Here is a 26,153-nt window from a genome sequence, read left to right as displayed (position 1 = left end):
GATATGCAAAATCTTGAGTCGTGTCCACTCAAGTTTTGGCGTTTCGCCGAGAGCAAGACCGACGGGGCGAGTCTGCGGACGAGAGGAAAGACGATGGAAAAAGACGAGGGAAAAGGAGAGGAAGTCGAGGGAAAGAGGAGGGCGTGGCGAGAACGCCACGCCCCGCCCGGGAAGAGAGCGCCCTGCGACACCCCTACTTCAGAAAGGTGTCGTTCGCGAGGTCGCGCGCCTGGGGCGCGGTCGTCAGGGCGTTGCCGTCGGCATCCTCGTAGGCGCCGGCCTCGTTCTGGAAGTCGAGCCATTCCTGGCCCGCCTCGTAGTCGAGCGATCCGAGCGTGAAGCTGCCGTTGGCCATGGCGTCGGGGTCGCCCCAGTACTGGTCGTCGACGATTTCCTTCATCGACGCCTTGGCCAGGTTGATGTCGATATTCGCGTCCGCCGCCTCGTCCACGAGGATCTGCGCGGCGTCGTCGGGATGAGCGTAGGCCCACTCGTAGCCCTGCTTCGTGGCCTGCACGAAGGCGCGCACGGTGTCGGGATCGGAGTCGATCAGCGACTGGTTCGTGATGATGCCGATCTGCTGTCCGTTGCCCGGCACGCCGTAATCGTGTTCCCAGAAGCAGGTCAGCGCAGGCCCGTCGAGACGCGACTCCACGCCCTCCCAGGTATCGTAGAAGCCGCCGAAATCGGCCTGGCCGCTCGTCATCGTCTCGAACGTGGATGTGCCGACCATCACCTTGTCGAAGGTGCCGGTGCCGCCGTCAGTCTGGATCATGCGGCGGATCACCGCGTCGTCCTCGGACGAGCCGAAGGACGCGAAGATCTTGCCGTCGAGGTCGCGCGGCCGCGTGATCGACGTGTTCGAGGCGAGGGCGCACCACACGGCGCTCGGCTTCTGCTGGACGTCGAGCACCATCTTGTTCTGCGCGCCCTTGGAATCGGCCACGGCGACGTTGTTCAGCGTGCTCAGCGCAAAATCGGCCGAGCCAGCGTCCACGGCCTGGTCGGCGCCGGCCTGCGATGTGGCGAGGACGTCGACGCTGATGCCGGCGGCCTCATACAGACCTTGGTGTTTGGCCACATACACGCCCACATGGTTGGTGTCGGGCGCCCAGTCAAGCATGAATGTGACGGTTTTCAACGATGACGATGACGCCGACGACGCCTGCGATCCGCCGGGCAGCGAACAGCCGCCAAGAGGCATGACGAAGACGAGGGCGCTGAGAAATGCGATGGATGCGATGATGCGCGAGCGGAAACGTGCCGCGAAACGCGCAGAAAGTGTGAATCCTGGCATGGGACCTTCTGGGCTTGTTCGCTTCTAGCCTGATACGCCCTTCACGGGCACGATGGGAAGAAGCGATAGGTCCGACCGCGTCCGCACTGAACGGAACCCGTTCACAGGACCGTCCCATTATGCAGCGCAGCCTGTACAACGCCCGCCGGCCCATCCCCGCAACACCGATTCGCCACGGAGCCCGCCCCTCCCGCAACAATGTAATGGCTTGCGGACAGAATCCGGCGTTTTCAGCGGGGAAAATCGTGGAAAATGTCCGCAAGCCATCACACTGTTATGAATTCGGACACCTGAATTCACAACCTAGCCGAGGAAGGAGGCGTCGGTGAGGTCGCCGGCCTGGGGCGCGGTCGTCACGGTGGCGCCGTCACCGTCCACGAACACGCCGTTCTCGGTCATGAAGTCAAGCCACTCCTGCGCGGCGGCGGTGTCGATCGACCCCAGCTTCAGCGAGCCGTCCTTGAGCTTGGTCGGGTCGCCCCAGTACTGCCCGTCCACAATCGCCTTCATCGAGGCCTTGACCAGAGCCTCGTCGAGATCGGAATCGGCCGCCTCCTGCAGCAGGATGTCGGACGCCTCGTCCGGGTTCTCGTACGCCCACTCGTACCCCTTCTGCGTGGCCTGCACGAAGGCGCGCACGGTGTCGGGGTCGCTGGAGATCTTGCTTTCGCTCGTGATGACGCCCATCTGCCCGCCGTTGCCGGGGATGTCATAATCGGCCGGCGAGAAGCAGGTGAGCGCCGGCCCGTTGAGCTCGGCTTCGATGCCCTCCCAGTTGTAGTAGAAATCGGCGAAATCGCCCTGCCCCTCGGCAAGCGACTGGAAGGTGGATGTGCCGACCGTCACCTGGTCGTAGGTGCCGGTGCCGCCGTCCTTGCGAATCATGGTCTGCACCACGGCCTCGCTTTCGGACGAGCCGAAGGTCACCTCGGTATGCCCGTCGAAGTCACGCGGCCGCGTGATCGACGTATTCGAGGCCAGCGAGCACCACACGTCGCTGTTCTTCTGCTCGATCTGCATGATCATGCGGTTGTTCGCACCCTTGGTATTCGTTTCGGCGGGCCCGGCGAGCGTGCTGATGGCGAAGTCCGCGGCACCCGAATCGACGGCCTGATCGGCGCCCGCGGAGGATGTGGCGAGGATGTCGACGTCGAGACCGGCATCGGCGTACCAGCCCTTGTTCTTGGCCACGTACAGGCCGATGTGGTTGGTGTTCGGCGCCCAGTCGAGCATGAAGTTGACCTTCGTCAGCTGCGTGCCGTTCGATGTGGCGTCGGTGCTGCTGCCGGGCAGCGAGCATGCGGCGAGCGGCGACACGACGGCCGCGAGCGCGGCGGCCGCGGCGAGGAGGCGGAGACGATGGGTGTGACGGATATGGCGGATGCGATGAGTGCGAGGCATATTCTTCTCTCTTGTCAACGATTCTCTTGCTAACGATAGCGATGGCACGGCCCGCCCTCTGCCCAGGGCACGGCCGCATCGGGACGATGCCCGGCCGTGCGAACGCCCTGCCCCTGCGTCCGCACCGCTTACCCATTATGACCGGACGGCGGTACAGGGGCGGAGGGAAACACGATGCTCCCGCGCGAATGCCCCTGCACCGCTGTCCGTTCCGATTGCGCCGCGTACGCCGCGCCTTGCCAGGCGTCAGGCTACGGCAACCTGCGCCGTCCGCTCGTCGGCGTCATCGTGCGCCCACGGAACCTCGACGCCGAAGCGCGCGGCGATCTGCTCCACCTCGCGCGCCGTCTTCTCGTCCACCTCGATGCCCTCGGCATCCGTGCGGTCGGCGGCGGCGAACTCCTTGTCTCCGGGAACGAGCACGGGCGAGCCGTCCACGGACGGCAGTGCGTGGAGGCGGTCCACGAAATCGGCCACGTATTCCTCGGTGGCCTCGCGCCCGCCAAAGGCGTCGGGGTCGAGCGCAAGGAAGAAATGGCCGATGCTCTGGCCGTGCACGTCGGCCGACAGCACGCCCAGCGGCAGCGCGGCCGTGAGCAGCTCCACCACCGCGCCGATGCCGTAGCCCTTGTACCCGGAATTCGTCTCGCCCAGGCCGCCGATCGGCGTCAGGCCGCCGCGGCCGCCCGGCTTCAGCGTCACGTTGTCGATGACGTCCTGCGCGTCGCGGTCGATCGTGCCGTCCGTGTTCATCACCCAGTCGCCGGGCAGCGGCTCGCCGAGCTTGGCATGCACCTCCACCTTGCCCAGCGACACCGTGGTGGTGGCGGCATCATACAGGAAGCGGCCACGCGACGTGGGCACGGCGACGGCAATCGGGTTGCTGCCGATGAACGGCTTGGCCGAATGCGTCGGCACCAGAAGCGCGTTGCTGTTCGTGGACGCGTAGCCCCACAGCCCCTCGTCGGCGGCGAGGCTGGCGTAGTAGCCGGCGGTGCCGAAATGGTTGGAGTCGCGCACCGCCACGGCGCCGATGCCGACCTTCTTCGCCTTCTCGATGGCAAGGCGCATGGCGCGCGTGCCCACGATCTGCCCCATGCCATGGCGGCCGTCGATCAGCGCGGCGGCGGGCATCTCGTGCACGATGCGCCCTTCCTCGTTCGGCTTGATATAGCCGTTAGTGATGCGCTGGTCGTACAGGCGCATGCGCTGGATGCCGTGCGAGGCGATGCCGTGGCGGTCGGCGTCCTCGAGGTTTTGCGCGATGATCAGCGCCTGCTCCTCGTTGAATCCGTAGCCGATGAACAGGTCACGAACCAGGGTGACGAGGCGGTCGTAAGAGACGATGGGCATGGACGATCCTTCCCTTCTGCATGGTTCCCGAGCGATGGGTTCCCGGGCGATGGATGCGATGGGTTCCCGGGCGATGCTTCCCACGCTAGGCCGGCCGGCGCGGCGACACGGGCGCGTGGGCATCGTGTTTCCCGGCACCCGCCCATAACGCGCGCTTATACCTCCGCGCGCCCTCTCCGCCGCGCGCCCTCACGCCTCCAAATACAAGCGATGCCATGGATCGCATACACAACCCATGGCATCGCCTAGCAGGAAATGGCCCGCGTCACTCGGATACGTCGAGGCCGAGCAAGTCGTCGATGGTCTCGCGGCGGATCATGACATGCGACCCGCCGTCGTCCACCGCCACCACGGCCGGGCGCAGCACCTGGTTGTAGTTGCTCGACATGGTGCGGCAGTAGGCGCCGGTCACGGGCACGGCGAGGATGTCGCCGCGCTGGATGTCGGCGGGCAGGTGGCAGTCGCGCACCACGATGTCGCCGGACTCGCAGTGCATGCCGACCACGCGCGCCAGCACCTTCTTCTCGCTGCCATGGCGGTTCGCGAGCGCCGCCTCGTAGTCCGCGCCGTACAGCGCGGGGCGGATGTTGTCGGACATGCCGCCGTCCACCGACACATAGGTGCGCACGGTGCCGTCGGGAAGAGTCACGGGCTTGACGGTGCCCACGCGGTACAGCGTGACGCCGGCCGGACCGGCGATGAAGCGCCCAGGCTCGAAGCTGACGACCGGCGCGGGCAGGCCCTTCATGATCTCGGCCGTGAAGGCCTTGGCGATGCGCCTGAGCGTGGCGGCCACGTCCATGGCCTCGTCCGAATCGAGATACGGCACGGAGTATCCGCCGCCGAGGTCGATCTCGGGCAGCACGTAGCCGTCTGTGGCGTAGAGCGTTTTGCGCAGCAGCAGCACGCGGCCGACGGCCTCGATGAAGGCGTCGGCATCGTGGATCTGCGAGCCGATATGCGAGTGCACGCCCACGAGCTCGAGGTATTCCGAGCGGCGCAGCACGTCCTTGAGCACGGCGATGGCGGGGCCGTCGGCGAGCGCGGACATGGCCTTCTCGAGCTTGGGGTTGCGGTCCTTCTTGCTCGGCGGGATGGCGTACAGCGAATTGACGCGCGGCTCGTCGTCCGGCTCGGCGGCGGAGGCGTGCTCCACCTCGTCGGGCAGATCGTATTCGCCGGTCAGCACGTTCACCGACACGCCGGGGGCGAGCAGCGGGACGCCGAATTTCTGGTCCTCGTGCGCGGTGGAGATGTACTCGTGGCCGCCCGCGTGCACGCCGACGGTCACGCGCAGCATGACCTTGGCGCGCTTGTTGTGGGCGCGGGCGATGCGCTCGACGCGCGCTGCCTCGTCCGGGGAGTCGAGCACGATCTTGGCGAAGTCGTTGTCGATGGCGAGGGCGATCTCCTCGTCGCTTTTGTTGTTGCCATGCAGCACGAGGCGGCGTCCGGGCACGCCCGCGGCGAGCGCGATGCGCATCTCTCCCATCGAGCAGGTGTCGATCGTCATGCCCTTGGACGTGACGATGCGGCAGATCTCCTTGCTCAGGAACGCCTTGCCGGCGTAGCTGACATGCGTCGTGGCGTTCGGGAACGCGTCACGCGCGGCCTTGACGAAGTACTCGGCGCGGCGCGCCACCTCGTCGGTGTCCATGACGTACAGCGGGCTGCCGTACTGGGAGACGAGGTCCCAGGAGTCGATGCCGTGGAACGAGATGTTCCCCTCGCTGTCGCGGCGCGCGGATGCCGGCCACACAGGGCTCATCCTCTCGCTTTGGTTCATCTTTCTGCCCTCCGTTGGGTATGACGGTTTGTTCTGACGATGTTGTGACGATGTTCCGACGATTGGACTGCCGGAATACGATGGCGCCGGCGCGGCGCCGATACGCGGGGCGGCGCCGGCGCCACGGCGGCGTCACATATGCTCGGGGGCGCTCACGCCGAGAAGGTCGAGACCGTTCTCGATGATGCGCTGCACCGCGTCGTTCAGGCGCAGACGGGCGGCGGCGCGGGCGGGCTCGGGGTTCTTCGCGGCCTCGAGCGCGGCCACGGCCTCGGCGTCGCCCTGGCGCTCCGCGTCGGTCAGCGGCATCGGCACCACGCGCTCGGCGGCGTACCACTTGTGGTAGCGGCCGGCGAGCTCCTCGAGATAATGCGCCACGCGATGCGGCTGGCGTTCGTCGCCCGCCTGGGCCACCATCGACGGATACAGCGCGATCTGGGCGAGCACCTCGCCGTCGGCCTCGGTGTCGAGCAGAGACAGGTCGGCGCCCTCGCGGGTCACGCCCGCCTCGGCGGCGTTGCGGTCCACGTTCTTGGAGCGCGCATGCGCGTACTGCACGTAGTACACCGGGTTGTCGTTGGAATGGCTGGCGAGCAGGTCGAGGTCGATGTCGACGGACTGGTCGTAGCTCGTGCGGGCCAGGGAGTAGCGGGAGGCGTCCACGCCGATGGCCTCGACCAAATCGTCGATCGTCACGACGTTGCCCGCGCGCTTCGACATGCGCACCGGCTTGCCGTCCTTGATGACGTTGACCAGCTGGCCGATGAGGATCTGCATATTCACGCCCGGCTCATCGCCGAAGGCCGCGCACATGGCCATCATGCGGCCGATGTAGCCGTGATGGTCGGCGCCGAGCATGTAGATGGCCACGTCCGCCGGGTCGACGTCACGATGGCGCTTGTCGTAGTAGTAGGCGATGTCGGCGGCGAAATACGCGTACTCGCCGTTGGACTTGATGATGACGCGGTCCTTGTCGTCGCCGTACTTGGTGGAGGCGAACCAGGTGGCGCCGTCCTTCTCGTAGATATCGCCCTTGCCGCGCAACAGCTCGATGGCCTTGTCGACGGCGCCGCCCTCGTACAGGCTGTTCTCGTGGAACCACACGTCGAAGTCCACGCGGAAGTCCTTCATGGACTTCTGGATCTCGGCGAACATCATCGGCACGGCGCGGCGGCGGAACTCCTCGCGCTGCTCGGAATCGCCCTCGGCGCCGTCCTCGCCCGTGACGCGCGGCAGCGCGAGCACATCCACGCCGTCGGCCTTGCCCTCGTCGATAACGCGCTGCGCGATCTCGTCGATATAAGCGCCCTTGTAGCCGTCCTCCGGCGTCTCCTCGCCGTGTGCGGCGGCCACGAGGGACTTGGCGAAGCGGTCAATCTGCGTGCCGTGGTCGTTGAAGTAGTATTCACGCACCACCTTGGCGCCGTTCGCCTCAAGCACGCGCGCCATGGAGTCGCCGACGGCCGCCCAGCGCGTGCCGCCGATATGGATCGGGCCGGTGGGGTTGGCCGACACGAACTCGAGATTGAGCGTGCGGCCCGACAGATGCGTGTTGCGGCCATAGTCCGCACCCTCGGCCAGAACCTGGTCGACCACCTGAGCGGCGGATGCGGAGTCCAGCGTGATGTTGATGAAGCCGGGGCCCGCCACCTCGACGCGTGCGATGCCGTCGGCCTTCTCGAGGCGCGCGGCGAAAAGCTGGGCGAGGTCGCGCGGGGCCATGCCCGCCTTCTTGCCCAGCTGCATGGCCACGTTCGTGGCCCAGTCGCCGTGGGAGCGGTCCTTCGGGCGCATCACGACGATTTTCTGGGGGATCATGTCTTCGGCGAGCTGGCCTGCCTCGCCGGCCGCCGCAAGATCGTGGGCGGTTTGGCTGATAATGCTGGAAAGTGCTTCAGGACTCATTCTTCAAAGTCTAGCGAGGGCGTTGCACAAGCGCGCCGCTCAGCCGGCGAGAAAATCGTCGTGCTCCTTCGCATGCCGCCTCCGCCACGCCTCGCGGCCGTAGTAGAACGCATAGCAGGCGGCCACGAACGGCACCATCATGACGATCATCGACCTCTGCGAGGGGTCGACGGCCACGAGCACCAGCGCGAACACGCACAGCGCGATGGCCAGCACCGGCACAAAGGGGAAGCCCGGCGCGCGGTAGCCCAGCGTATCGAGCGACGTGCCCTTGGCATGCAGCTCGCGGCGGAACAGGATATGGCACACCGACACGGAGATCCACACGAGCAGCGTGGCCAGGCCCGACACCGACACGAGCGCGAGGTACACGGTGTCGGCCGCGAACAGGCTCGACAGCAGCGCGAGCAGGCCGCCCGCGAGGCTCACGAGCACGGCCGGAACCGGCACGCCGTGGTAGTTCGTCTTCGCGAGCGCCGTGGGGAGCATGCGCTCCTTGGCCAGAGACCACACCATGCGCGAGCACACGTACAGGCCGGAGTTCGCGGCCGACAGGACGGCCGTGAGCACGACGGCGTTCATGATGTCTCCCGCGAAAGGCATGCCGATGCTCTGGAACACGAGCACGAACGGGCTGGTGTCGACACCGGATTCCTTCCACGGGATAAGCGCGGCCATGACGCCGATCGAGCCGATGAAGAAGATGACGAGGCGCAGCACCGTGGTGTGCACGGCCTTCGGCACGGCGGTGCCGGGGTCCTTGGTCTCGCCGGCGGCCACGCCGATCACCTCGGTGCCGGAGAACGCGAACACCACCGTCAGAAGCGTGGAGAACACGGGGGCGAAGCCGTTGGGGAACCAGCCGTCGGCCCAGAAGTTGCCCAGGCCGGGGGCGCCGGTTGTTGCGGAGCCGGAGCCTGCGCCGGAGCGCGGAATGGCGCCGACGATGACGAGCACGCCAATCACGATGAACGCCACGATGGCGACGACCTTGATGCTCGCGAACCAGAACTCCGCCTCGCCGTAGAGCCTCACCGACAGGATGTTGAGCACGAAGACCACGGCGATGAACAGTGCGCTCCAGACCCAGGGGGAGGAATCGGGGAACCATCGTTGCATAAGAAGACCCGCGGCCGTGAACTCCGACGCGAGCGCCACAGCCCAGTTCAGCCAGTACAGGATGGCGATCGTAAACGCCGTGCCCGGTCCGATGAAGCGGTTCGCGTACAGGTGGAAGCTACCCGCGTAGGGCATGGCCACCGACAGCTCGCCCAGCGACAGCATGACGCAGTACACGAGCACCGAGCCGATGGCGTATGCGAGCACGGCGCCGAACGGGCCGGCCTCGTGGATGGTGTGGCCGGAGCTCAGGAACAGGCCCGTTCCGATCACACCGCCGAGGGAGATCATGGTCAGGTGGCGCGATTCCATCGTGCGAGACAGGGTGTCGTGGGACGATGCCGCCTCCTGCGGGGCGGGGGCGGCGCTCACGGGGTCAGCGGCGTTCGCGGGATTCGGCGTCGCGGGATTCGGCGCGGCGTTCGCGGTCATCTTCGTGCTGGGTCTCTTGCTGTTACGGGCCATGGCCTTCCTTCATAGGGATTCCGCGCCGGTGTCGGTCGAACGGTGCGGATTGGGAATCCTCGGGCTCCTGCCCGGGTTCCGGCAATCAGAAAGGCGCCGGTCCCGTTTTCCACGGGGTTCCGACGCCCTGTGCGTTCCCATTATGCCGATGTCCGCCGACGCGCGCCCGCGCCCGCCCACAGGGCGGGCCGCATCGCATGCGGGGCTGGCAAATCGTCGACTCGCCTCACTCCGCCGCGATCGCGTCGATCTCGACAAGCGCGCCGGCCGGCAGGTTGTTGCCGCCGAAGGCGACGCGGGCCGGCTTCGTGCCGGTGCCGAAAACCTTCGCGTACTCGGCGTCGATGGCCTTGAAGTCCTCGACGTTCTTCATGTAGATCGTGGCGCGCACCACGCGGTCGGTGCCCAGACCGGCCGTGGCAAGAATCGTGGTGATGTTCTTCAGCGACTGCGCGGCCTGCTCGGCGGCCGTGTCGCCCGCGAGCTTGCCGGTGGCCGGGTCGATGCCCAGCTGGCCGGAGACGAACACGAAGCCGTTCGCGCGCACGGCCTGGCTGTAGGCGCCCAGCGCGGCGGGGGCATTCGGCGTGGCGATTGCTTCAAGATCTGCCATGATATGACCTTCCTCTACGATGTTTTCACGATTTTCCCGAGGCGCGACGTGACGATGCGCGGCATGACCGTGCGCGGCATGACCGTGCGCACGACACGGCCTTGCGCAACGCCGCCCCGTACCGCATATTATGGCCCGTCCGCGTTGCGCCCATCCCCGAACGTCCGCGATCCGCGCCCCGCATCTAACAGTGCCCCTCACTGGCACCACGCCAACCAGCAAGACCCACCGTCACGAGAAAACCCCAGCAATCCCAACAACAACCCCGCCAACAGTGCCCCCTCACTGGCACCGTGGTAACCAGCGAGACCCACCGTTGACCAACCCATCGTTGGAAACAGGCCACCCCACACCCAACAGTGCCCCTCACTGGCACCACACCAACCAGCAAGACCCACCGTCGACGGATGGCGGAATCGTATGCGAAGCCAGGTACCTGCCCGGAAACACTGTTCCGACCGACAGGCACGGCGTATGAAGGCGCATGGAAGCGTATGGAAAAGGCGCCGCACGAGGCGACGCCTTGGAGTGAGCCTGGAGGGATTCGAACCCTTGACCTTCTGTTCCGGAGACAGACGCTCTATCCACTGAGCTACAGGCCCTCGACCCTCCTATAATACGCGCATGCGGCGAGCGTGTCGCACATCACGCGCGCACGCGCCCAGCGCCAGTGCCTAGTACATCAGCGTGGCGAGCTTGCGACGAGCCGCCTTCACGCGGTCATCGCCGGGTTCGGGAATCGCGAAGTACTCGAGCAGACGGGCGCGCACCGGCTCCTTGTCGGCCGGATGCGCCGCGAGGAAGTCCAGCAGGCGCGCGAACGCGTCGGACACCTGGCCGCCGATCATATCGACATCGGCCACATCCATCTGCGCCTCGACATCGTCGGGATTCTGCGCGGCCTTCTCGCGCACGGCACGCACATCGGATGCACCATTGCGGGCCAGCAGCAGGCACTTGGAATGCTCGCGGGCCGCGCGCACATCGTGCGGATCATGCTCGAGCAGCTTCTCATACGCCAGCGCCGCACCGGAGTAATCGCCGGACTTCGCCAGCGCGTCGGCCTCGCGATGCTCGGGCGGCACCTGCTCTTCGGCGCCCGCGCCGTCGGCCCCCGCTCCATCGGCATCGGAATCGTCGGAACCGTCGCCGCTCATCGGCGCACGGCCCGTGACACCGGCCTGCTCGGCCAGCTGGAGGAGCTGCGGGATAATCGTGCTTTCGATCTGCTGCATCTCCTCGTCATGCGGCACACCCTCGAGAATCGGCATCGGGCGGCCGTTGATCAGCGCGAACAGCGCCGGCGCGCCCTTGATGCGCAGCGCCTGCGCTACCTCGGGGCTGTCGTTCGCGTCCATGCGGACGAGCTGCATCTTGCCGTCGAGACCGTTCACGATCGACGCGAGGCGCTTGGCCATCGGGAAGCAGCGGTCGTCGTCCTTGACCCAGATGAGCAGGAGAATCGGGAACGTGGCGGACGTGCGCACCATCGCCTCGAAGCCCGACGTGGTGGCGTCGACGACGTACTTGCCCGCCGCGGGCGCTCCGCCTGCCTCGCCGGCCTGCGCGTCGACCTTGTGCTTGAGGTCCTCAAGATCGACGGCACCGGCGAAATTCATTCCAGAAAGATTCGGTTGTGCATTGGACATACGACTATCTTTTCGCGCCGCGCGGCCTTTTGCAAGCTCCGTTCACTGCCCGCATATCGCACAACCCCGATACCGCGCCCACACCACTCGCACCGCGCGCGCCGCGAGCGCCGCGCGCTTAGATCGCCTTGACCGAAATCGGCTGGCGCTGGGCGCCGACGGCGCGAATCTGCTCGGACGACCCGGCCGGCGGTACATAAAGCGCCACCATATTCACATACGTGACCTCGATCGAACTCGTCGCGGTGGCGCCGCCGAACAGCGCGCGCTCCGCATCGGACGCGGGCAGCGCCTGTCGGTTGGAGTCGAGCTGCCGCGTCCACACCGAGTTGATGCGCCCGACCACGAGCTCGCCGCCGTCGACGGTGCGCATGGCCTCGATCTGCGAATCGTCGAGCGCGAAGGTCTCGGTCTGGCTGAAGTGCACCTGGCTCGCGTCGAAGGTCTGCTGGATCTTGTCGGACACGGACTTGACGTTCTGCCGCAGCTGGTCGTCCTCGAACTCGTTCGCGTACTGGCTGGCGTCGCGGTTCTGCAGCACGTCGGCGTATTGCGTGAGCGCGTCCTTCGGCGTCTGCGCGAGGCCGGTGTCGTCGGCGGAGCCCAGCTCGCTGCCATCCACGGAGAACGCGGGCATGACGGCGTTCTGGAACAGCGGGCACACGGCCCACAGCTTGTAGTCGTCATGCGCGGAGTCCTGCGTCATGACGAGAAGGCGCTGCGACTGCTGGTCGCTCGTGGTGGTGGTGAATGTGAAGATCGCGCGCGGCCACGAGTCGGTGATCGGCAGATTGACCTGCGATGCCTCGCCCGGCAGCTCGGTGACATCCGACTGCTTGCCGGTGGCCGCGTAGACGGTCAGCTCGCTGGTTCGCACGTCGAGCTCGGGGCCGGTGACGCGCTGCTGCAGCAGGCTCGCGTCATGGTTCTGCGTGGCGGTGTTCACGACGTCGAGGATGCGCGCACGGATCTGCGCCTCCTGGTCGTCGGTGACGGCGACGGTGACGGCATTCGCCGGGGCCGCGCCGTTGCCGGTGGCCTCGGCGAGCTTGCTCTGCACGGTCGGCAGCGGCTCGGAGCATGCGGCGACCGAGCCGAGCATGACGACGGCCGCGAGCGCCGCGACGGTTCTTTTCGCAAGGCCTTTCCTCATGATGCGCATGCGCTTCATCGCAGGTCACCTTCCTCTGCGTCGGACGGTTCATCGGTTGCGTTGTCTTCGGCTGCGTCGGTTCCACGATTCTTCCGCTCGTCACCGGCGTCGGAATCGCCGCCCTCGGAATCGTCAGCGCCCTCGGCACTGGCGGCGCCCTCGGCACTGGCGGCGGCGAGCTCGGCGGCGGCCGCGGCCACGTCCTCGGCCTGCGGTCGGAAAAGACTGTCGTCGCTCGGCGTACCGGCCGCGCCCGGAGCATCGGCACCGGCCTCGCCCGAAACGCCGCCCTCGCCGGCCGCATCCGAGGCATCCGCCTCGCCCGTCGCTTTCTGAGCAGCTTCCGGGGCATCCTTGATCGGCTCCATGCTGCCGGTTGTTGTGGCCACGTCCTCGAGCACGGCGCTGGCCGACAGGTCCGGGTTCTCGCTCTGCAGCTGGTTGAAGTACTCGCGGAAGTCGGAGACGGAATACGATGCCGTCGTCGTGCCGACCTCGTCCTTGATCTCCACGCCTTCCTGGCTTTCCACAAGCGTCGGCGCCTCGCGCGGGGTGCCATCGTCGGAGGCGGCGTCCTCGCGGTGCGTGTTCTGCTCACGATGGCGCAGGCGCATCATGACGGCGGTCTGCTCCCACAGCGGGGTCTCCTCCTCGCCGGCCTCGCGATGCTTCTTGCTCTCGTGCGCGAACACGGAGGCGGAGAGTACGGCGAGCAGCGCAAAGAGAAGCGCCACCACGTAGAACGGCATGGCGTAGTTCGGCACGCTCGCGCGGTGCCATTCCAGCTGTACCGTGTACGGCGACGACGCGGTTTGCGTGCCGTCGGCCGACTGCGCGTCGGCCGCCACGATCAGCACCGCCTGCGGGCTGTAGGTGTTGGCGTCAAGCTTCACGGAGCCGGTGCCGCAAGTGGCGCCGATCCACGTGTCGGCGTCCTCGAAGGAGAGGGAGGCCGCGGTCGCGTCGTCGGAGCCGGAAGTGCCGGCGGTGGTCTGCTCGGTCGACAGCTCGGTCCACGATTTCATGCCGTCGACCTGCGTGTATGCGGTGCCGTCGAGCCAGGCCGTGGCCGTGGCCTTGTCGGTGACGTCGGCGCACAGCTGCGTGCCGGCGTTCTCGGCGGTCACCTGAACCGTCACGGTGTCGTCGACGAGCTGGAGCGCGCCCGGCACGGTGGCCAGGTACCGCGTGCTCACGCTCGACGCGGTGGCCGCGACGTCATGCTGCGGCTTCCACACCGTGGAGTTGAGAATGCCGAAAACCAGGGCGATCAGCGCCAGCACGGCGAAGATCGGCGTGATGACGCCGCGCATGATGCGTGTGCGGCGATGCGGTTTCGACGCGGGCTTGGCGTTGTCGGAATCGCTGTCGGGGTTCTCGGCGCTGTCAGAGGCCTCGGGAGTCTCAGAAGCTTCAGGGGTCTCAAGGTTCTCGGGGTTCCCCTGGGCGTCCGCGGAGGCCGCGGAATTCTCGGGATCCGCGGCATCCGACGCGTCGGTTGCGTCGGCCACATCGTCGCCGGGCGCCACGAAGGCATCGGAGGCATCCGCTTCGTCGGTATACGATGCCTCCTGCCCGTCGCCGGAATCGCTGGCCGGAAGCACCTGGGTCTCGGCGATGTCGGCATCGTATGCCGGCGCATCGCCGGACGGCGCGGCATCGACCGCGGTATCGTCTGCCGGCGCATCGTATTCCACGGCATCGGACGCCGGCGCATCGTTGCCAGAATCCTGCGGAACCGCCATCACGCCCACCACGCTGTCATCGAAAACAATGCCGTGGAACGGCCCGGACGACTCCATGCCCTGCGCATCGCGGGATTCCTGACCCGCGTCCTCCGCGTCGTCGGGACGCTGCCGGCGCCACGCGCGGTCGTCGCCGTCCCTCGGGGCATCGGCCCCATCGTTCGGATACGTTTTGCTCATGATTCCCGATATTATCAACTCCCCCCTATCGCAAGCCCGATGGCCGGTGCCCGGCACCACGCCTCCACATACGCGAAATACCTAGGAATATGGCCTACCCGACTAGTACCATCGGTCGTATGTCTAGTTTCACCACAACTCTCAAGCACGGCCTCGCCGTCGTGTGCACCGTTGCGCTCTCCTTCGGCCTCACCGCCTGCGGCAGCAAGAACGATGCCTCGCCGAGCAGCAGCGCCACCGGAAACAACAACTGCGCCTCCCTTGCCTCCGTCGACACCAATCTGACCAAGGTCGACGGCATCTGCGCCACCGGCGATCTCGGCCAGGAGCCCCAGATCTCCTTCAAGAGCCAGCCCTTCGACGTGCATAACGACACGTATTCCGTGCTCCAGATCGGCGACGGCGACACCGTCCAGGAAGGCGATCAGGTCTGCCTGCAGAACAAGTTCGTCAACACCGACGACGCCTCGGTTCTCAGCTCCAGCTGGAACGCGGACCCGGCGGATTGCGCCACCATCAGCTCGGATACGATGCAGGACGATTACCTCCACTTCTTCGTCGGCCAGACGGTGCATACCACGATTGCGCTGGGGTACAACCTCGACGAAACCGACAGCGAGGACTCCGCGACGAGCAGCGATTCCGCGTCCTCCGATTCCGCGTCTTCCGATTCGAGCACGGACGCAAGCTCGGACTCGAGCTCCGCGGACGCCACCGCCAGCAACTCCGCCGACCGCCAGGACTCCGCCTCGCCCGTGACGCTCGCCGAGGCGCTGCAGTCCGCCGACTACACCGCGCAGACGGTCGATGACGAGACCTCGACGGATTCCGCCACGAGCTCGAGCTCCGATTCGAGCACCGATTCCGCCACGAGCTCGGGCTCCAGCGCCACGCAGACGCATTACCTCTGGGTGTTCACGATCATGTCCGCCACGGCGTCGAGCGACTCGACCAACTCCGCGTCCAGCACCCCGTCGGTCTCGAGCACGCGCGCGACCGGCGAGCAGGTGACCGACCTGCCCAGCGGCCTGCCGACCGTGACGCTCGATGATGCGACGGGCAAGCCGTCCATCGACGTGAGCACGTACACCGACCATGGCGACCAGCTCGTGGCGCAGCCGCTGATCAAGGGCAGCGGCGACACCGTGCAGGACGGCCAGAGCGTGACCGTGAACTACACCGGCTGGCTCACCGACGGCACCCAGTTCGATTCGAGCTGGGACAACGGCTCCCCCGCCACCTTCTCGCTCGACCAGGTCGTGACCGGCTTCAAGAACGGACTCGTCGGCCAGACCGTCGGCTCGCAGGTGCTTCTTATCGTCCCGCCGGACCAGGGCTATGGTTCGCAGGCGGTGTCGTCGATCCCCGCGAACTCCACGCTGATCTTCGTGGTCGACATCCTCGCGGCTTCCTGATCGCGGGTTGCTTCTGACCAAAACAGCCTGACCACGCACAAGGGCCTCCGACATCCGCCGGAGGCCCTTTCATATCGTTCGTTGCACCGGTTGCACCGATTGCGCAGGGAGCGTCAGAACAGGGTCAGGTCGCCGGAGGCGCGGCCCTTCATATCGTCGTAGTCGAGGATCAGGCATTCGAAGCCGCGCTCGCCGGCGAGAACGCGCGCCTGCGGAGTGATGGTCTGTGCGGCGAAGATGCCGCGCACCGGTGCGAGCAGCGGGTCGCGGTTGAGCAACTTGCAGTAGCGCGTGAGCTGTTCCACGCCGTCGATGCCGCCGTGGCGCTTGATCTCGATGGCCACATGCGTGCCGTCGGCGTCCTCGGCCATGATGTCCACCGGTCCGATGGCCGTCGGATACTCGCGCCGGATAAGCCTTGCACCTTCGCCGATGCGCTCGATCTGCTCGGCGAGGTAGCGCTGTAGATGGTCCTCGACGCCGTCCTTGACCAACCCCGGATCGGAGCCCAGGTCGAAGGTCTGGTCGGAATGCACCCGGTAGATGGCGACGGTGAGGATATCGGGGCCCTTCTCCGCCGTGGCGCGCAGGAAGCGCACCGGTTCGGATCCTTCTTCATCGCCCTCCGCATCGTCCGGGTCATCGTCCACATAGGTGTCGCGCACCAGTGACTCCCACCGCTCGCTGTCGGGGCCGTATTCGCGCAGGCGGCACGGCGCCGCCATCCAGTTCAGCGGCTTGTAGGAGCCGAGCTCCGAGAAGATGAGGACGCTGGAATCGGCCTTGACGAGGATCACGCGCGTGGCGCGCGGCAGCATGGCGTTGAGGCGGCCCGAGTACACCGCGGAACAATCGGCAACAATGATTCGCACATCGTGAAGTATACGGAGCCACCGCTACCGCCGCCTCGCCACGCGCGCCCAGACGCCTCGGCGCCACCGTATGCCCTACTCCCCGCGCTCCAACGCTACCTCGCGCCGGTACGCGTCGGCCTTCGCGCGCCAGTACTCGCGGTCGTCGGCGCCGATCGGGCGGATGACGCGGCAGGGATTGCCGACCGCCACGGAATGCGACGGAATATCCTTGACCACCACGCTTCCCGCGCCAATCACCGCATCGTCGCCGATCGTGACGCCGGGGCACACCACCACATTGCCGCCCATCCACACGTCGCTGCCGATGGTTATCGGCAGGCCGCCTTCGAGCGCCTCGTTGCGCACGCCCGCGTCGATCGGATGATATGGCGTATACAGCCCGATGCGCGGGCCGAGGAACACGTGGTCGCCGATGGTGATGGGCGCCACGTCGAGGAAAATGCAGTCGCTGTTCGCGTAAAAATCGTTGCCCACGATGGTGTTGCAGCCGTAATCGCAATGGAACGGCGGCTCGACCACAAGGTTCTCCCCCGCGCCGCCGAGCAGGTCGCGCATGATGCGCTCGCGCTCGGCGAAGGCGTCATACGGCGCGGTGTTGAATTCCTGCACGAGCCGGCGGCGGCGCAACGACATCCGCTCCAGCTCGGGATCGGCGGCGATGTACAGCTCGCCCGACAGCATGCGGTTTTTCTCGCTCATGGGCATTCCTTTCGTAAGGAGGGCGGTAGAGAGGGAGGCGTCTGGCTGCATGGTCCTCCCATCCCCTGCCATTATCCACGATTCCCCCGCTCTGCCCCGAAACCGTCAAAGCCAACCCAAAACCGCCTTAAACGGGTGCCGCCACACCCGCCGAAGCCCATCTCAACCCCAAAAATCGTCAAAACCAAGCCGAAATCGCCTTAAGCGGGTGCCGCCACACCCGCCGAACGCCATCCCAACCCCAAAACCACCCGCCGGAACCCCGAAACCGCCTAAAGCGGGTGCCGCCACACCCGCCCAAGCCCATTTCACACCAATCCAACCCACCCAACGCCCCGAAATCGCCTTAAGCGGGTGCCGCCACACCCGCCCAACGCCATCCCAACCCCAAAGATCGACAGAACCAAGCAGAAATCGTCTTAAGTGTGTGCCCCAACACCCGCCCAACGCCAAACCGGACCAAAACACCGCCGGACACCACCCCCTCCCATAACAATGGGATGGGAAACGGACACAAAACGGCCTCCGGACGGCAAAATCATACGTTTTCCGTCCGCAACCCATCACACTGTTAAAAGGAACCCGACGAACCACCCAAAGTGGGTGCCGCCACACCCACTTTGCGCGATTCCAACCCCAAAACCGCCCGCCGGAACCCCAAAACCGCATAAAGTGGGTGTCCACACACCCACCGAACGCCATTTCAGGCCGAAAAATCGTCAAAACCACCCCAAAATCGCCTTAAGCGGGTGCCGCCACACCCACCGAAGCCCATTTCACACCAATCCAACCACCCCACCCCAACGCCCCACATACAAAAAAACGGACGTCCGCGATCTATATCGCGGACGTCCGTCCGTAAGAATCCGGCACACCGTCCGACGCGCGAGCCTAGGAAACCCAAGGCCTCGCGCGCCTCACGCAGAGAGCCAGCAAGCCAGCAGCAGCCAAGCAAGCCACCCGCGGCAGCTGGCCCGGCCTACTCCGCGTCTGCCGACGCGCCAGAGCCAGCGGACGCGCCGGAATCGGCGGCGTCCTGCGGCTCCTCATCGTCGGTGCACCTTTCGACGGCCACAGTCAGGGAATTGGAGTCAAAGGCGGCAAACCCATCAGTAACCGTGAAGACGTGCTGGTGCCCGCTCGTGCTCTTCACACGCACGGATCCATGCTCGATCACCGTCAGAACCGGCTCGTGCTCGGGCAGAATTCCCATCTGTCCGTTCGAGGCCGGAATGATCACCGAGTACGCCGTGCCCGACCAGATCGGACGGTCGGCGGCCACGATGTTGACCTTCATGGTGGGTTTTTCGCTAGCCATTACTCGTCCAGTTCCTTCTGCATGTCATGCCACTTGTGCTCGAGGTCCTCGATGCCACCGATGCCGGAGAAGGCCTGGACCGGGACGTCGTCGTACACACCGTCGCAGATGCGCGTGAACGCCTCGATGGTCTCGTCGGCGGGCACATAGGAACCCGGGCGACCCGTGAACTTCTCGGCAACGTAGAAGTTCTGGCCGAGGAACTGCTCGATGCGGCGCGCACGCGCCACGATCGTCTTGTCTTCCTCGCCGAGCTCGTCGATGCCGATCAGGGCGATGATGTCCTGGAGCTCCTTGTTCCTCTGCAGGATGGCCTTGACGCGGTTGGCGCACTCGTAATGGGCCTGGCCCACGTAGCGCGGGTCGAGGATTCGCGAGGTGGAGGCCAGCGGGTCGACGGCCGGGTAGATGCCCTTCGCGGCGATGTCGCGGGAGAGCTCGGTCGTGGCGTCCAGATGGGCGAACGTCGTGGCCGGGGCCGGGTCCGTGTAATCGTCGGCGGGCACGTAGATGGCCTGCAGCGAGGTGATGGAGTGGCCGCGGGTCGACGTGATGCGCTCCTGGAGGGCGCCCATCTCATCGGCCAGGTTCGGCTGGTAGCCCACGGCGGACGGCATACGGCCGAGCAGCGTCGACACCTCGGAACCCGCCTGCGTGAAGCGGAAGATGTTGTCGATGAACAGAAGCACGTCCTGGTTCTCGACGTCGCGGAAGTACTCCGCCATCGTCAAGGCCGTGAGCGGGACACGCAGACGCGTCCCCGGCGGCTCGTCCATCTGGCCGAAGACCAGCGCGGTCTTGTCGAGGACGCCGGCCTCCTGCATTTCGCCGATCAGATCGTTGCCCTCACGCGTGCGCTCGCCGACGCCGGCGAACACGGAGACGCCGCCGTGGTTCTGCGCCACGCGCTGGATCATCTCCTGGATGAGCACGGTCTTGCCGACGCCTGCACCGCCGAACAGACCGATCTTGCCGCCCTGCACGTACGGGGTGAGCAGATCGATGACCTTGATGCCCGTCTCGAACATCTGGGTCCTCGGCTCGAGCTCGTCGAAGGCCGGCGGGTTGCGGTGGATGGGCCAGCGCTCGGTGACGGTGATCGTCTCGCCGGGCTTCTTGTTGAGGATGTGTCCGGACACGTCGAACACATGGCCCTTGGTCACGTCGCCGACGGGAACCTCGATCGGGCCGCCGGTGTTCGTCACCTCGGCGCCGCGGACGAGGCCGTCGGTCGGCTTGAGCGCGACGGTGCGGACGATGTTATCGCCCAGGTGCTGTTCCACCTCGAGGGTGATCTCATTGAGGGTCTCTCCCTCGGTGGAACCCACATTGTTGATATGCACAGTCAGTGCGTCGTAGATATCAGGCAGATGCCCGACGGGGAACTCGACGTCGATGACTGAGCCCTGGACTCGAACAACACGGCCGTGAGCCGCGGCGGCGTTATCCTCCGCCTTCAGCTCGGCCACACTTTCATTCTTAGCCATGGCTTTCCTATTCTTCTGTGGTATTCAGTGCGTCGGCACTGGCGATGATCTCGGTCAGTTCCTGGGTGATGGAGGCCTGACGCGTGGCGTTGAGCTTGCGCGTGAGGTCATCGACCAGGCTGTTGGCGTTATCCGTCGCCGTATGCATCGCGTTCTGCCGACTGGCGGTTTCTGACGCGGCTGCCGTAAGCAGGCACTCATGGATGCGGGACTGCACGTACTTGGGGAGGATCCTGTCGAGGACCTCCGCGGTGCTCGGCTCGAAGGAGTACAGCGGCGCCGTCAGGTCGGGCGCCTCCTTGACCTCCTCCTCGGCGTTCGCATCGCTCATATCGATTTCCTTGTCCACCACTTCCACAGGAAGCATGCGCAGGAGGCGCACCTTCTGCGACACCATGTTGATGAACTCGGTATACACGATGTAGAGCTCGCTCACGCCGCCCTGGCTCGCGGGGGCCATATACGCCTTGAGCAGGGTGTCCGAGATCTCCTCGGCCACCTCCACGCCCGGGGCGTCGGTATGGCCTTCCCACGTGGCCTTGACCTCGCGGTTGCGGTACTTGTAGTAGCTCACACCACGACGGCCGTAGACATACAGCTGCGGCTCCTTGCCCTGCTTGTCGAGGCGGGAGAGAAGGTCCTCCGTCTCGCGAAGGACGTTCGACGTGTACGGGCCGGCCATGCCGCGGTCGCTCGTGAGAGCGAGAACCGCGACACGGGGGTTGTCGGTCGAATCCTTCTTCTTGACAAGCGGGTGGTCGAGGTGCGTATGAGCGACCAGCGCGGCCAGTGCATCGGAAATCGCATCCGAGTACGGCTTCGCGGCCAGGGCCACGTCACGGGCCTTGGCGATATGCGAAGACGCGATCATCTCCTGCGCGTTGAAGATCTTCGACAGCGACTTGGTGGAGGCGATGCGTGACTTGTATGCGAGTTGGGATGCCATGACTAGTTACCCGCCTTCGCGGACTTCTTGGCGGACTTCTTGGTGTGACGCACGATTTTCTCCTGCTTCACGGCCGTCGGTCCTTCGCCCTTGTCGTCCTTGTTGATCAGCGGGGTGCCGTCGAGCTTGACATAGGTGTCGCGGTAGTCGTCCACGGCCTTGTCCAGCGCCTTCTCGGTTTCGGCCGTGAAGTCACCGGTTTCGGCGATCGTCTTGATGACGTCGCTGTTGTGGTCGACGTACTCGAGCATACCCTTCTCGAACGGAAGCACGTCCCCGAGCGGCAGATCGTCGAGCTTCCCGTGGGTGCCGGCCCAGATGGACACGACCTCCTGCTCCGGGGAGTACGGCGAGTACTGCGGCTGCTTGAGCAGCTCCATCAGGTGGGAGCCGCGCGTCAGCTGCGCCTTCGAGGCCGCATCCAGGTCGGACGCGAACATGGCGAAGGACTCGAGGGACTTGTACTGGGCGAGCGAGATCTTCAACGTGCCGGAGACCTTCTTGAGGGCCTTCGTCTGCGCAGCGCCGCCGACTCGGGAAACCGAGATGCCGACGTCCACGGCGGGACGCTGGCCGGCGTTGAACAGGTCGGACTGCAGGAAGATCTGGCCATCGGTGATGGAGATCACGTTCGTCGGAATGTAGGCGGACACATCGTTCGCCTTCGTCTCCACGATCGGCAGACCGGTCATGGAGCCACCGCCCAGGTCATCGGACAGGCGGGCGCAGCGTTCCAGCAGGCGGGAATGCAGATAGAACACATCGCCCGGGTAGGCCTCACGCCCCGGCGGGCGGCGCAGAAGCAACGAGATCGAACGGTACGCCTCGGCCTGCTTGCTCAGGTCATCGAAGACGATGAGCACGTGCTTGCCGTTGTACATCCAGTGCTGGCCGATGGCCGAGCCGGTGTACGGCGCGATGTACTTGAAGCCGGCGGAATCGGACGCCGGGGAGGCCACGATGGTCGTGTACTCCATGGCGCCGGCATCCTCGAGGGCGGCGCGCACGGAGGCGATCGTCGAGCCCTTCTGGCCGACGGCCACGTAGATGCAGCGCACCTGCTTGGCCGGGTCGCCGGTCTCCCAGTTCTTCTTCTGGTTGATGATGGTATCGATCGCGATGGCGGTCTTGCCGGTCTGGCGGTCGCCGATGATCAGCTGGCGCTGGCCGCGGCCGATCGGCGTCATGGCGTCGATGGCCTTGAGGCCGGTGGACAGCGGCTGGTCGACGGGATGACGATGCATCACGTCCGGCGCCTGCGCCTCGAGAATACGGCGGGATTCGCACTTGATGTCACCCAGGCCGTCGATGGGCTCGCCCAGCGGGTTCACCACGCGGCCGAGATAACCGTCGCCGACCGGGACGGACAGGACCTCGCCCGTACGGCGAACCTCCTGGCCTTCCTCGATGCCTGCGAAGTCACCCAGGATAACAACGCCGATCTCACGGGCGTCGAGGTTGAACGCCAGGCCCAGCGTGCCGTCAGCGAACTTCAGCAGTTCGTTGGCCATGCAGCCGGGAAGGCCCTCGACGTGCGCGATGCCGTCGCCCGCAGTCCTCACATATCCGACCTCTTCGGTCGGGGTATCCGAGGGCTTGTAGGAGTCGACGAAATCGTCAAGCGCCCGACGAATCGCGGCGGGATCGATGGACAGTTCAGCCATAGATCACTCCTTATTTCCTTCAGTTGCTACGTATGGATACGTATGGAAGTTCTCTCGTTCTACGCCACGGAACGCTGCAGGTTCTTCAGCTTGGCGACGACGGTGTTGTCGATAACCTCCGCGCCGTACTGAACCCTGATGCCGCCGAGCACGGATGCGTCGACGACGGAGTTCACGTGGACAGGACGATTGAGCTTTTTCGAATAAATCTCGATGATTCGCTTGATCTGCTCGCTCGACAGCTCGACGGCCGAGGTGACCGTCACCACTGTCTCGCCGCAATGCTCAGAGATCTTGTCGATAAGCCACTGGATCGTGTACAGGTAGCGCCTGTTGCGCAAATCCCTCGTGGCCTGCTCGGCGAGCTTCAGCGTGACCGGATTGAGCTGGTCCTTGTCGAACAGGTGGTCCAGCAGGGTCACGCGCCTCTCGGGGTCGGACTGGGGGTCCGACAGCTCGGAGCGCAGCACCGACAGGTTGAGCAGGGCCGAATGGATCTTCGCAAGCTCCACCGCAACCTGGCCCGTGCAGCCCATGGCATCCGCCTGGTAGAGCTGCGCGTCGATGGCAAGGTCCTCGGTGGCGTTCGCAATATGCGCGATACGGCTCCAGCGACGGGCGGCGAGATCGGAGAGAATCTCGACGGTCAGCGGATCGACGGCATTGCTGACGATATCCGTGACCAGCCGGGTTTTATCCGCGGCCGGGCGGGACGTATCGGTCAGCGCCCGTTCCAGCTTGATGTTCGTGTCCAGGATCTGGGTGAAGCCGAACAGCTCATCCGCGATCCGGCCGGCATCCAGGCCCTTGGCCTTGAGCTTCGGCGCGAATTTCTCACGCGCCGCCCTCTCGCTGGTCAGCGAAGTCTCTCCGCGCATTCCGTCACCTCCTTACTCAGTTCTTGTCGGCCGATTCGCTCTCGAGATCCCCGAGGACGGAATCGATCATGTCGGACTGCACGGCATCGGATTCGAGCTGCTTGCCCAGGATCTTGCCTGCGAGCGCGACGGACAGCGATCCGACCTCGCCCTTCAGGCTGACCAGGGCCTGCTGCTGCTGGGATTCGATGGACCTCTGGGCGTTCGCGGAGACCTGTGCGGCCTCCTGCTCGGCGCGCGTCCTGGCATCGGCGATGATATGCGATGCCTCTGCGCGGGCGTCGTCGCGAATCTTGGAAGCCTGCACGCGGGCCTGCGTCAGCTGATCCTCGTACTTCTTCTTGGCCTCCGCCGCCTCTTTCTCGGCGGCAGCGGCCTTGTCCATGCCGCCCTGAATCTTCTCGGCGCGCTCGTCGAAAATCTTCTGGAACCTCGGCAGGAAGAACTTATAGAAGAAGACCGCAAGGATGACAAGGATGATGAGCGACCAGAAGATGTCATACGTCTTCGGAATGAACAGGTCGATTCCGGAATTCTCTTCTGCGAAAGTCGTCATGCATCCCTCCTTTCCTTAACTCATGCCTTATTTGTTCCGCGCGCGAAGGGCGCGGCGGCTTTCGGCTTCGGTTCCTTCTTTTAGCTCTTCATGATGAAGGCGACGAAGCCCAGGAGGGCGAGCACCTCGATGATGGCGAGGCCGATGTACATGATGGTGTTGAGCTTGTTGGAAAGCTCGGGCTGGCGAGCGGTGGATTCCATCGCCTTGCCGAACATGATGCCCAGACCGATGCCGGGGCCGATGGCCGCCAGACCGTAACCGATGACGGAAAGATTACCGGCAACCTCTGCGAGGGTAGTGAGATCCATTGTTTTTCCTTTCTTAACGCAGACAGGATGTCTGCTCTAAGCATCGAAATGAGTTGCTTTATGAATGGTTCCGCGCCCTGCGTATCCGCAGGGGCTTGGTCCTACTCGTCCTCCGGATAGCTGCTGTTGATATAGACAGCGGTCAGCACGGAGAAGATGAATGCTTGCAGGGCCGCGATGAAGATCTCGAAGGCAGTCATCAGGAATCCGAACAGGAACCACAGGATGCCGACCGGCACCATGGCAGCGTTATGCACCTGGATGATGTACCAATCCGTCATCACCAGCGCGGTGGCCAGGGTCAGATGGCCCGACACCATGTTGGCGAAGAGTCGAAGCGTCAGGGCGCCCGGCTGGATGACGGCGATTTCGAGGAACTTGATCGGGGACAGCAGGATGTACACGGGCCATGGAACGCCCGCGGGGAACAGCTCCTTCTTCAGATACTTCCCGAGGCCTCCGTTGGAGCGGATGCCGGAACGCCAGTACTGGACGAGGGTCCACAGGGCGAACATCAGCGGCATGGCGATGGTCGCCGTCGCCGCGATGTTGAATCCCGGGATCACGCCGCAGAGGTTGAAGCACAGGGCGGTGAAGAAAATCGTGCAGCACATGGGCACGTAGCGCTTGCCGCGCAGCTCGCCCATCGTGGAATACACCACGTTGTACTCGACGAATTCGATCATCCACTCAACGAACCCCTGCCAGCGGCCGGGGATCAGCTTCGCCCTTTTCGCAGTGATGCCGAACACCAGCAGGAGGACCACTGTCATGATCGCCCTGATGAGGATGATTCGGTTCATTGCAAAAGGCGTCCCCTGGAAAAGTATTTCCGGGGGAAGGAAGTCATCGATGGAAGGCAGCTCCGAGGGCCCGTCAGCCAGGGTGAGTCCACCCGCGGCCGTCAGGACACTCAGTCCGACAGAACCTGTCATATACGCCTCCTACCTCTTTTGACAGATGTAACTATAGCCCCGCTCCAAGTCATGAATAATTGGCGAATTGTTTCGTATCGCTACGGATTTCGTCATGGCGGCCAGTCGGGAACGTTGTGTTTCCAACGTTTTCGGCATGTTCGTGCACACAGTGTCTTCACATTTTCCGGGGCGTGCGCGGCGCGCGCGTATGACGGCGTATTCTTCGTTCCCAGATGGAACGGCTGGCGCGGAGACCTTGGAAATGCTTGCGTTCCGGCCGGCGCGACGTTCCGGGACGCGAAATGACCAAAGACTGGACATTCGGCCGATTCTTTTTGCCTAAGGCGAAACCCTCCGGGCGTTGCGCCCCTGCCGCGCGAGGTTCTGCGGGGAGTGCGAAATCGTTGGAATTCCAAAGGTT

At 65.2% G+C, this 26,153-nt stretch carries 21 protein-coding genes and 1 tRNA gene; 1 reads left to right on the top strand and 21 read right to left on the bottom strand.

The window, feature by feature from the left end:
• Positions 1-193 precede the first annotated feature (193 nt).
• From PSRA_RS03220 to PSRA_RS09335, 11 genes are all read right to left on the bottom strand, one after another.
• Complete coding sequence (locus PSRA_RS03220) at positions 194-1,297, bottom strand: ABC transporter substrate-binding protein (RefSeq protein ID WP_420820536.1); 1,104 nt, start codon at positions 1,295-1,297, stop codon at positions 194-196.
• A 303-nt stretch (positions 1,298-1,600) separates the two neighbouring features.
• Positions 1,601-2,698 carry an ABC transporter substrate-binding protein gene (locus PSRA_RS03215; protein ID WP_094660453.1) on the bottom strand — a complete coding sequence of 366 codons (1,098 nt, stop codon included), beginning with the start codon at positions 2,696-2,698 and terminating at the stop codon, positions 1,601-1,603.
• 246 nt (positions 2,699-2,944) lie between these two features.
• Positions 2,945-4,051, bottom strand: coding sequence for an Ldh family oxidoreductase (locus PSRA_RS03210; protein WP_158216303.1), 1,107 nt, complete (start codon positions 4,049-4,051; stop codon positions 2,945-2,947).
• 265 nt (positions 4,052-4,316) lie between these two features.
• Entirely contained in the window at positions 4,317-5,819 is a 1,503-nt protein-coding gene (locus PSRA_RS03205) for a diaminopimelate decarboxylase family protein (RefSeq protein WP_169712464.1), read from the bottom strand.
• 150 nt (positions 5,820-5,969) lie between these two features.
• Positions 5,970-7,742 (bottom strand): arginine--tRNA ligase, encoded by a 1,773-nt coding sequence (gene argS / locus PSRA_RS03200; RefSeq protein ID WP_094660450.1) that lies wholly within the window; start codon positions 7,740-7,742, stop codon positions 5,970-5,972.
• Positions 7,743-7,781: 39 nt separating this feature from the next.
• Entirely contained in the window at positions 7,782-9,173 is a 1,392-nt protein-coding gene (locus tag PSRA_RS03195) for an amino acid permease (protein ID WP_420820538.1), read from the bottom strand.
• Positions 9,174-9,552: 379 nt separating this feature from the next.
• Positions 9,553-9,939: a Rid family detoxifying hydrolase gene (locus PSRA_RS03190; RefSeq protein ID WP_420820535.1), complete on the bottom strand. Its 387-nt coding sequence runs from the start codon at positions 9,937-9,939 to the stop codon at positions 9,553-9,555.
• A gap of 529 nt (positions 9,940-10,468) precedes the next feature.
• Positions 10,469-10,541, bottom strand: a tRNA-Arg gene (locus tag PSRA_RS03185).
• 72 nt (positions 10,542-10,613) lie between these two features.
• Positions 10,614-11,588 (bottom strand): tetratricopeptide repeat protein, encoded by a 975-nt coding sequence (locus PSRA_RS03180; protein WP_094660449.1) that lies wholly within the window; start codon positions 11,586-11,588, stop codon positions 10,614-10,616.
• A 118-nt stretch (positions 11,589-11,706) separates the two neighbouring features.
• Positions 11,707-12,759, bottom strand: a complete 1,053-nt coding sequence (locus PSRA_RS03175; RefSeq protein ID WP_094660448.1) for a DUF8094 domain-containing protein — start codon at positions 12,757-12,759, stop codon at positions 11,707-11,709.
• Complete coding sequence (locus PSRA_RS09335) at positions 12,756-14,666, bottom strand: prolipoprotein diacylglyceryl transferase (protein ID WP_094660447.1); 1,911 nt, start codon at positions 14,664-14,666, stop codon at positions 12,756-12,758. The genes PSRA_RS03175 and PSRA_RS09335 overlap by 4 nt, the downstream gene beginning before the upstream one ends.
• 119 nt (positions 14,667-14,785) lie before the next feature.
• Between PSRA_RS09335 and PSRA_RS03165 the strand changes: the two genes are divergently transcribed.
• Positions 14,786-16,081 carry an FKBP-type peptidyl-prolyl cis-trans isomerase gene (locus tag PSRA_RS03165; RefSeq protein ID WP_245834852.1) on the top strand — a complete coding sequence of 432 codons (1,296 nt, stop codon included), beginning with the start codon at positions 14,786-14,788 and terminating at the stop codon, positions 16,079-16,081.
• Between the two features lie 113 nt (positions 16,082-16,194).
• Here PSRA_RS03165 and nucS read toward each other — a convergent pair whose 3' ends face one another.
• The 10 genes from nucS to atpB form a co-directional block, all read right to left on the bottom strand.
• Positions 16,195-16,953 (bottom strand): endonuclease NucS, encoded by a 759-nt coding sequence (gene nucS / locus PSRA_RS03160; RefSeq protein ID WP_094660446.1) that lies wholly within the window; start codon positions 16,951-16,953, stop codon positions 16,195-16,197.
• A 75-nt stretch (positions 16,954-17,028) separates the two neighbouring features.
• Positions 17,029-17,655, bottom strand: coding sequence for a sugar O-acetyltransferase (locus PSRA_RS03155; protein ID WP_338053277.1), 627 nt, complete (start codon positions 17,653-17,655; stop codon positions 17,029-17,031).
• A 979-nt stretch (positions 17,656-18,634) separates the two neighbouring features.
• Positions 18,635-18,973 carry a F0F1 ATP synthase subunit epsilon gene (locus PSRA_RS03150; RefSeq protein WP_094660444.1) on the bottom strand — a complete coding sequence of 113 codons (339 nt, stop codon included), beginning with the start codon at positions 18,971-18,973 and terminating at the stop codon, positions 18,635-18,637.
• Positions 18,973-20,460 carry a F0F1 ATP synthase subunit beta gene (gene atpD / locus PSRA_RS03145; RefSeq protein WP_094660443.1) on the bottom strand — a complete coding sequence of 496 codons (1,488 nt, stop codon included), beginning with the start codon at positions 20,458-20,460 and terminating at the stop codon, positions 18,973-18,975. The genes PSRA_RS03150 and atpD overlap by 1 nt, the downstream gene beginning before the upstream one ends.
• A 7-nt stretch (positions 20,461-20,467) precedes the next feature.
• Complete coding sequence (locus PSRA_RS03140) at positions 20,468-21,406, bottom strand: F0F1 ATP synthase subunit gamma (protein WP_094660442.1); 939 nt, start codon at positions 21,404-21,406, stop codon at positions 20,468-20,470.
• Positions 21,407-21,408: 2 nt separating this feature from the next.
• Positions 21,409-23,070: a F0F1 ATP synthase subunit alpha gene (gene atpA, locus PSRA_RS03135; protein WP_094660441.1), complete on the bottom strand. Its 1,662-nt coding sequence runs from the start codon at positions 23,068-23,070 to the stop codon at positions 21,409-21,411.
• Positions 23,071-23,129: 59 nt separating this feature from the next.
• Entirely contained in the window at positions 23,130-23,948 is an 819-nt protein-coding gene (locus PSRA_RS03130; RefSeq protein WP_094660440.1) for a F0F1 ATP synthase subunit delta, read from the bottom strand.
• Positions 23,949-23,964: 16 nt separating this feature from the next.
• Positions 23,965-24,504, bottom strand: coding sequence for a F0F1 ATP synthase subunit B (locus tag PSRA_RS03125; RefSeq protein WP_094660439.1), 540 nt, complete (start codon positions 24,502-24,504; stop codon positions 23,965-23,967).
• An 80-nt stretch (positions 24,505-24,584) separates the two neighbouring features.
• Positions 24,585-24,815, bottom strand: a complete 231-nt coding sequence (atpE, locus tag PSRA_RS03120) for an ATP synthase F0 subunit C (protein WP_094660438.1) — start codon at positions 24,813-24,815, stop codon at positions 24,585-24,587.
• A gap of 101 nt (positions 24,816-24,916) precedes the next feature.
• The gene (gene atpB, locus PSRA_RS03115) at positions 24,917-25,750 is read right to left on the bottom strand and encodes a F0F1 ATP synthase subunit A (protein ID WP_094660437.1); all 834 of its coding nucleotides are present in this window, start codon (positions 25,748-25,750) and stop codon (positions 24,917-24,919) included.
• Between the last annotated feature and the right edge of the window lie 403 nt (positions 25,751-26,153).

Origin of the sequence: Pseudoscardovia radai (assembly GCF_002259605.1) — a bacterium.
Classification (GTDB): Bacteria; Actinomycetota; Actinomycetes; order Actinomycetales; family Bifidobacteriaceae; genus Pseudoscardovia; species Pseudoscardovia radai.
This window is presented reverse-complemented; position numbering and strand designations above follow the sequence as displayed.

Excerpts from the sequence above, each read along its gene's own strand:
- atpD (WP_094660443.1), bottom strand. The coding sequence starts at position 20,460 with ATGGCTAAGAATGAAAGTGTGGCCGAGCTGAAGGCGGAGGATAACGCC.
- atpB (WP_094660437.1), bottom strand. The coding sequence starts at position 25,750 with ATGACAGGTTCTGTCGGACTGAGTGTCCTGACGGCCGCGGGTGGACTC.
- PSRA_RS03175 (WP_094660448.1), bottom strand. The coding sequence starts at position 12,759 with ATGAAGCGCATGCGCATCATGAGGAAAGGCCTTGCGAAAAGAACCGTC.
- PSRA_RS03150 (WP_094660444.1), bottom strand. The coding sequence starts at position 18,973 with ATGGCTAGCGAAAAACCCACCATGAAGGTCAACATCGTGGCCGCCGAC.
- atpA (WP_094660441.1), bottom strand. The coding sequence starts at position 23,070 with ATGGCTGAACTGTCCATCGATCCCGCCGCGATTCGTCGGGCGCTTGAC.
- PSRA_RS03140 (WP_094660442.1), bottom strand. The coding sequence starts at position 21,406 with ATGGCATCCCAACTCGCATACAAGTCACGCATCGCCTCCACCAAGTCG.
- argS (WP_094660450.1), bottom strand. The coding sequence starts at position 7,742 with ATGAGTCCTGAAGCACTTTCCAGCATTATCAGCCAAACCGCCCACGAT.
- PSRA_RS03165 (WP_245834852.1), top strand. The coding sequence starts at position 14,786 with ATGTCTAGTTTCACCACAACTCTCAAGCACGGCCTCGCCGTCGTGTGC.
- PSRA_RS09335 (WP_094660447.1), bottom strand. The coding sequence starts at position 14,666 with ATGAGCAAAACGTATCCGAACGATGGGGCCGATGCCCCGAGGGACGGC.
- PSRA_RS03155 (WP_338053277.1), bottom strand. The coding sequence starts at position 17,655 with ATGAGCGAGAAAAACCGCATGCTGTCGGGCGAGCTGTACATCGCCGCC.
- atpE (WP_094660438.1), bottom strand. The coding sequence starts at position 24,815 with ATGGATCTCACTACCCTCGCAGAGGTTGCCGGTAATCTTTCCGTCATC.
- PSRA_RS03130 (WP_094660440.1), bottom strand. The coding sequence starts at position 23,948 with ATGCGCGGAGAGACTTCGCTGACCAGCGAGAGGGCGGCGCGTGAGAAA.
- PSRA_RS03210 (WP_158216303.1), bottom strand. The coding sequence starts at position 4,051 with ATGCCCATCGTCTCTTACGACCGCCTCGTCACCCTGGTTCGTGACCTG.
- PSRA_RS03125 (WP_094660439.1), bottom strand. The coding sequence starts at position 24,504 with ATGACGACTTTCGCAGAAGAGAATTCCGGAATCGACCTGTTCATTCCG.
- PSRA_RS03180 (WP_094660449.1), bottom strand. The coding sequence starts at position 11,588 with ATGTCCAATGCACAACCGAATCTTTCTGGAATGAATTTCGCCGGTGCC.
- PSRA_RS03215 (WP_094660453.1), bottom strand. The coding sequence starts at position 2,698 with ATGCCTCGCACTCATCGCATCCGCCATATCCGTCACACCCATCGTCTC.
- PSRA_RS03220 (WP_420820536.1), bottom strand. The coding sequence starts at position 1,297 with ATGCCAGGATTCACACTTTCTGCGCGTTTCGCGGCACGTTTCCGCTCG.
- PSRA_RS03195 (WP_420820538.1), bottom strand. The coding sequence starts at position 9,173 with ATGGAATCGCGCCACCTGACCATGATCTCCCTCGGCGGTGTGATCGGA.
- PSRA_RS03190 (WP_420820535.1), bottom strand. The coding sequence starts at position 9,939 with ATGGCAGATCTTGAAGCAATCGCCACGCCGAATGCCCCCGCCGCGCTG.
- PSRA_RS03205 (WP_169712464.1), bottom strand. The coding sequence starts at position 5,819 with ATGAGCCCTGTGTGGCCGGCATCCGCGCGCCGCGACAGCGAGGGGAAC.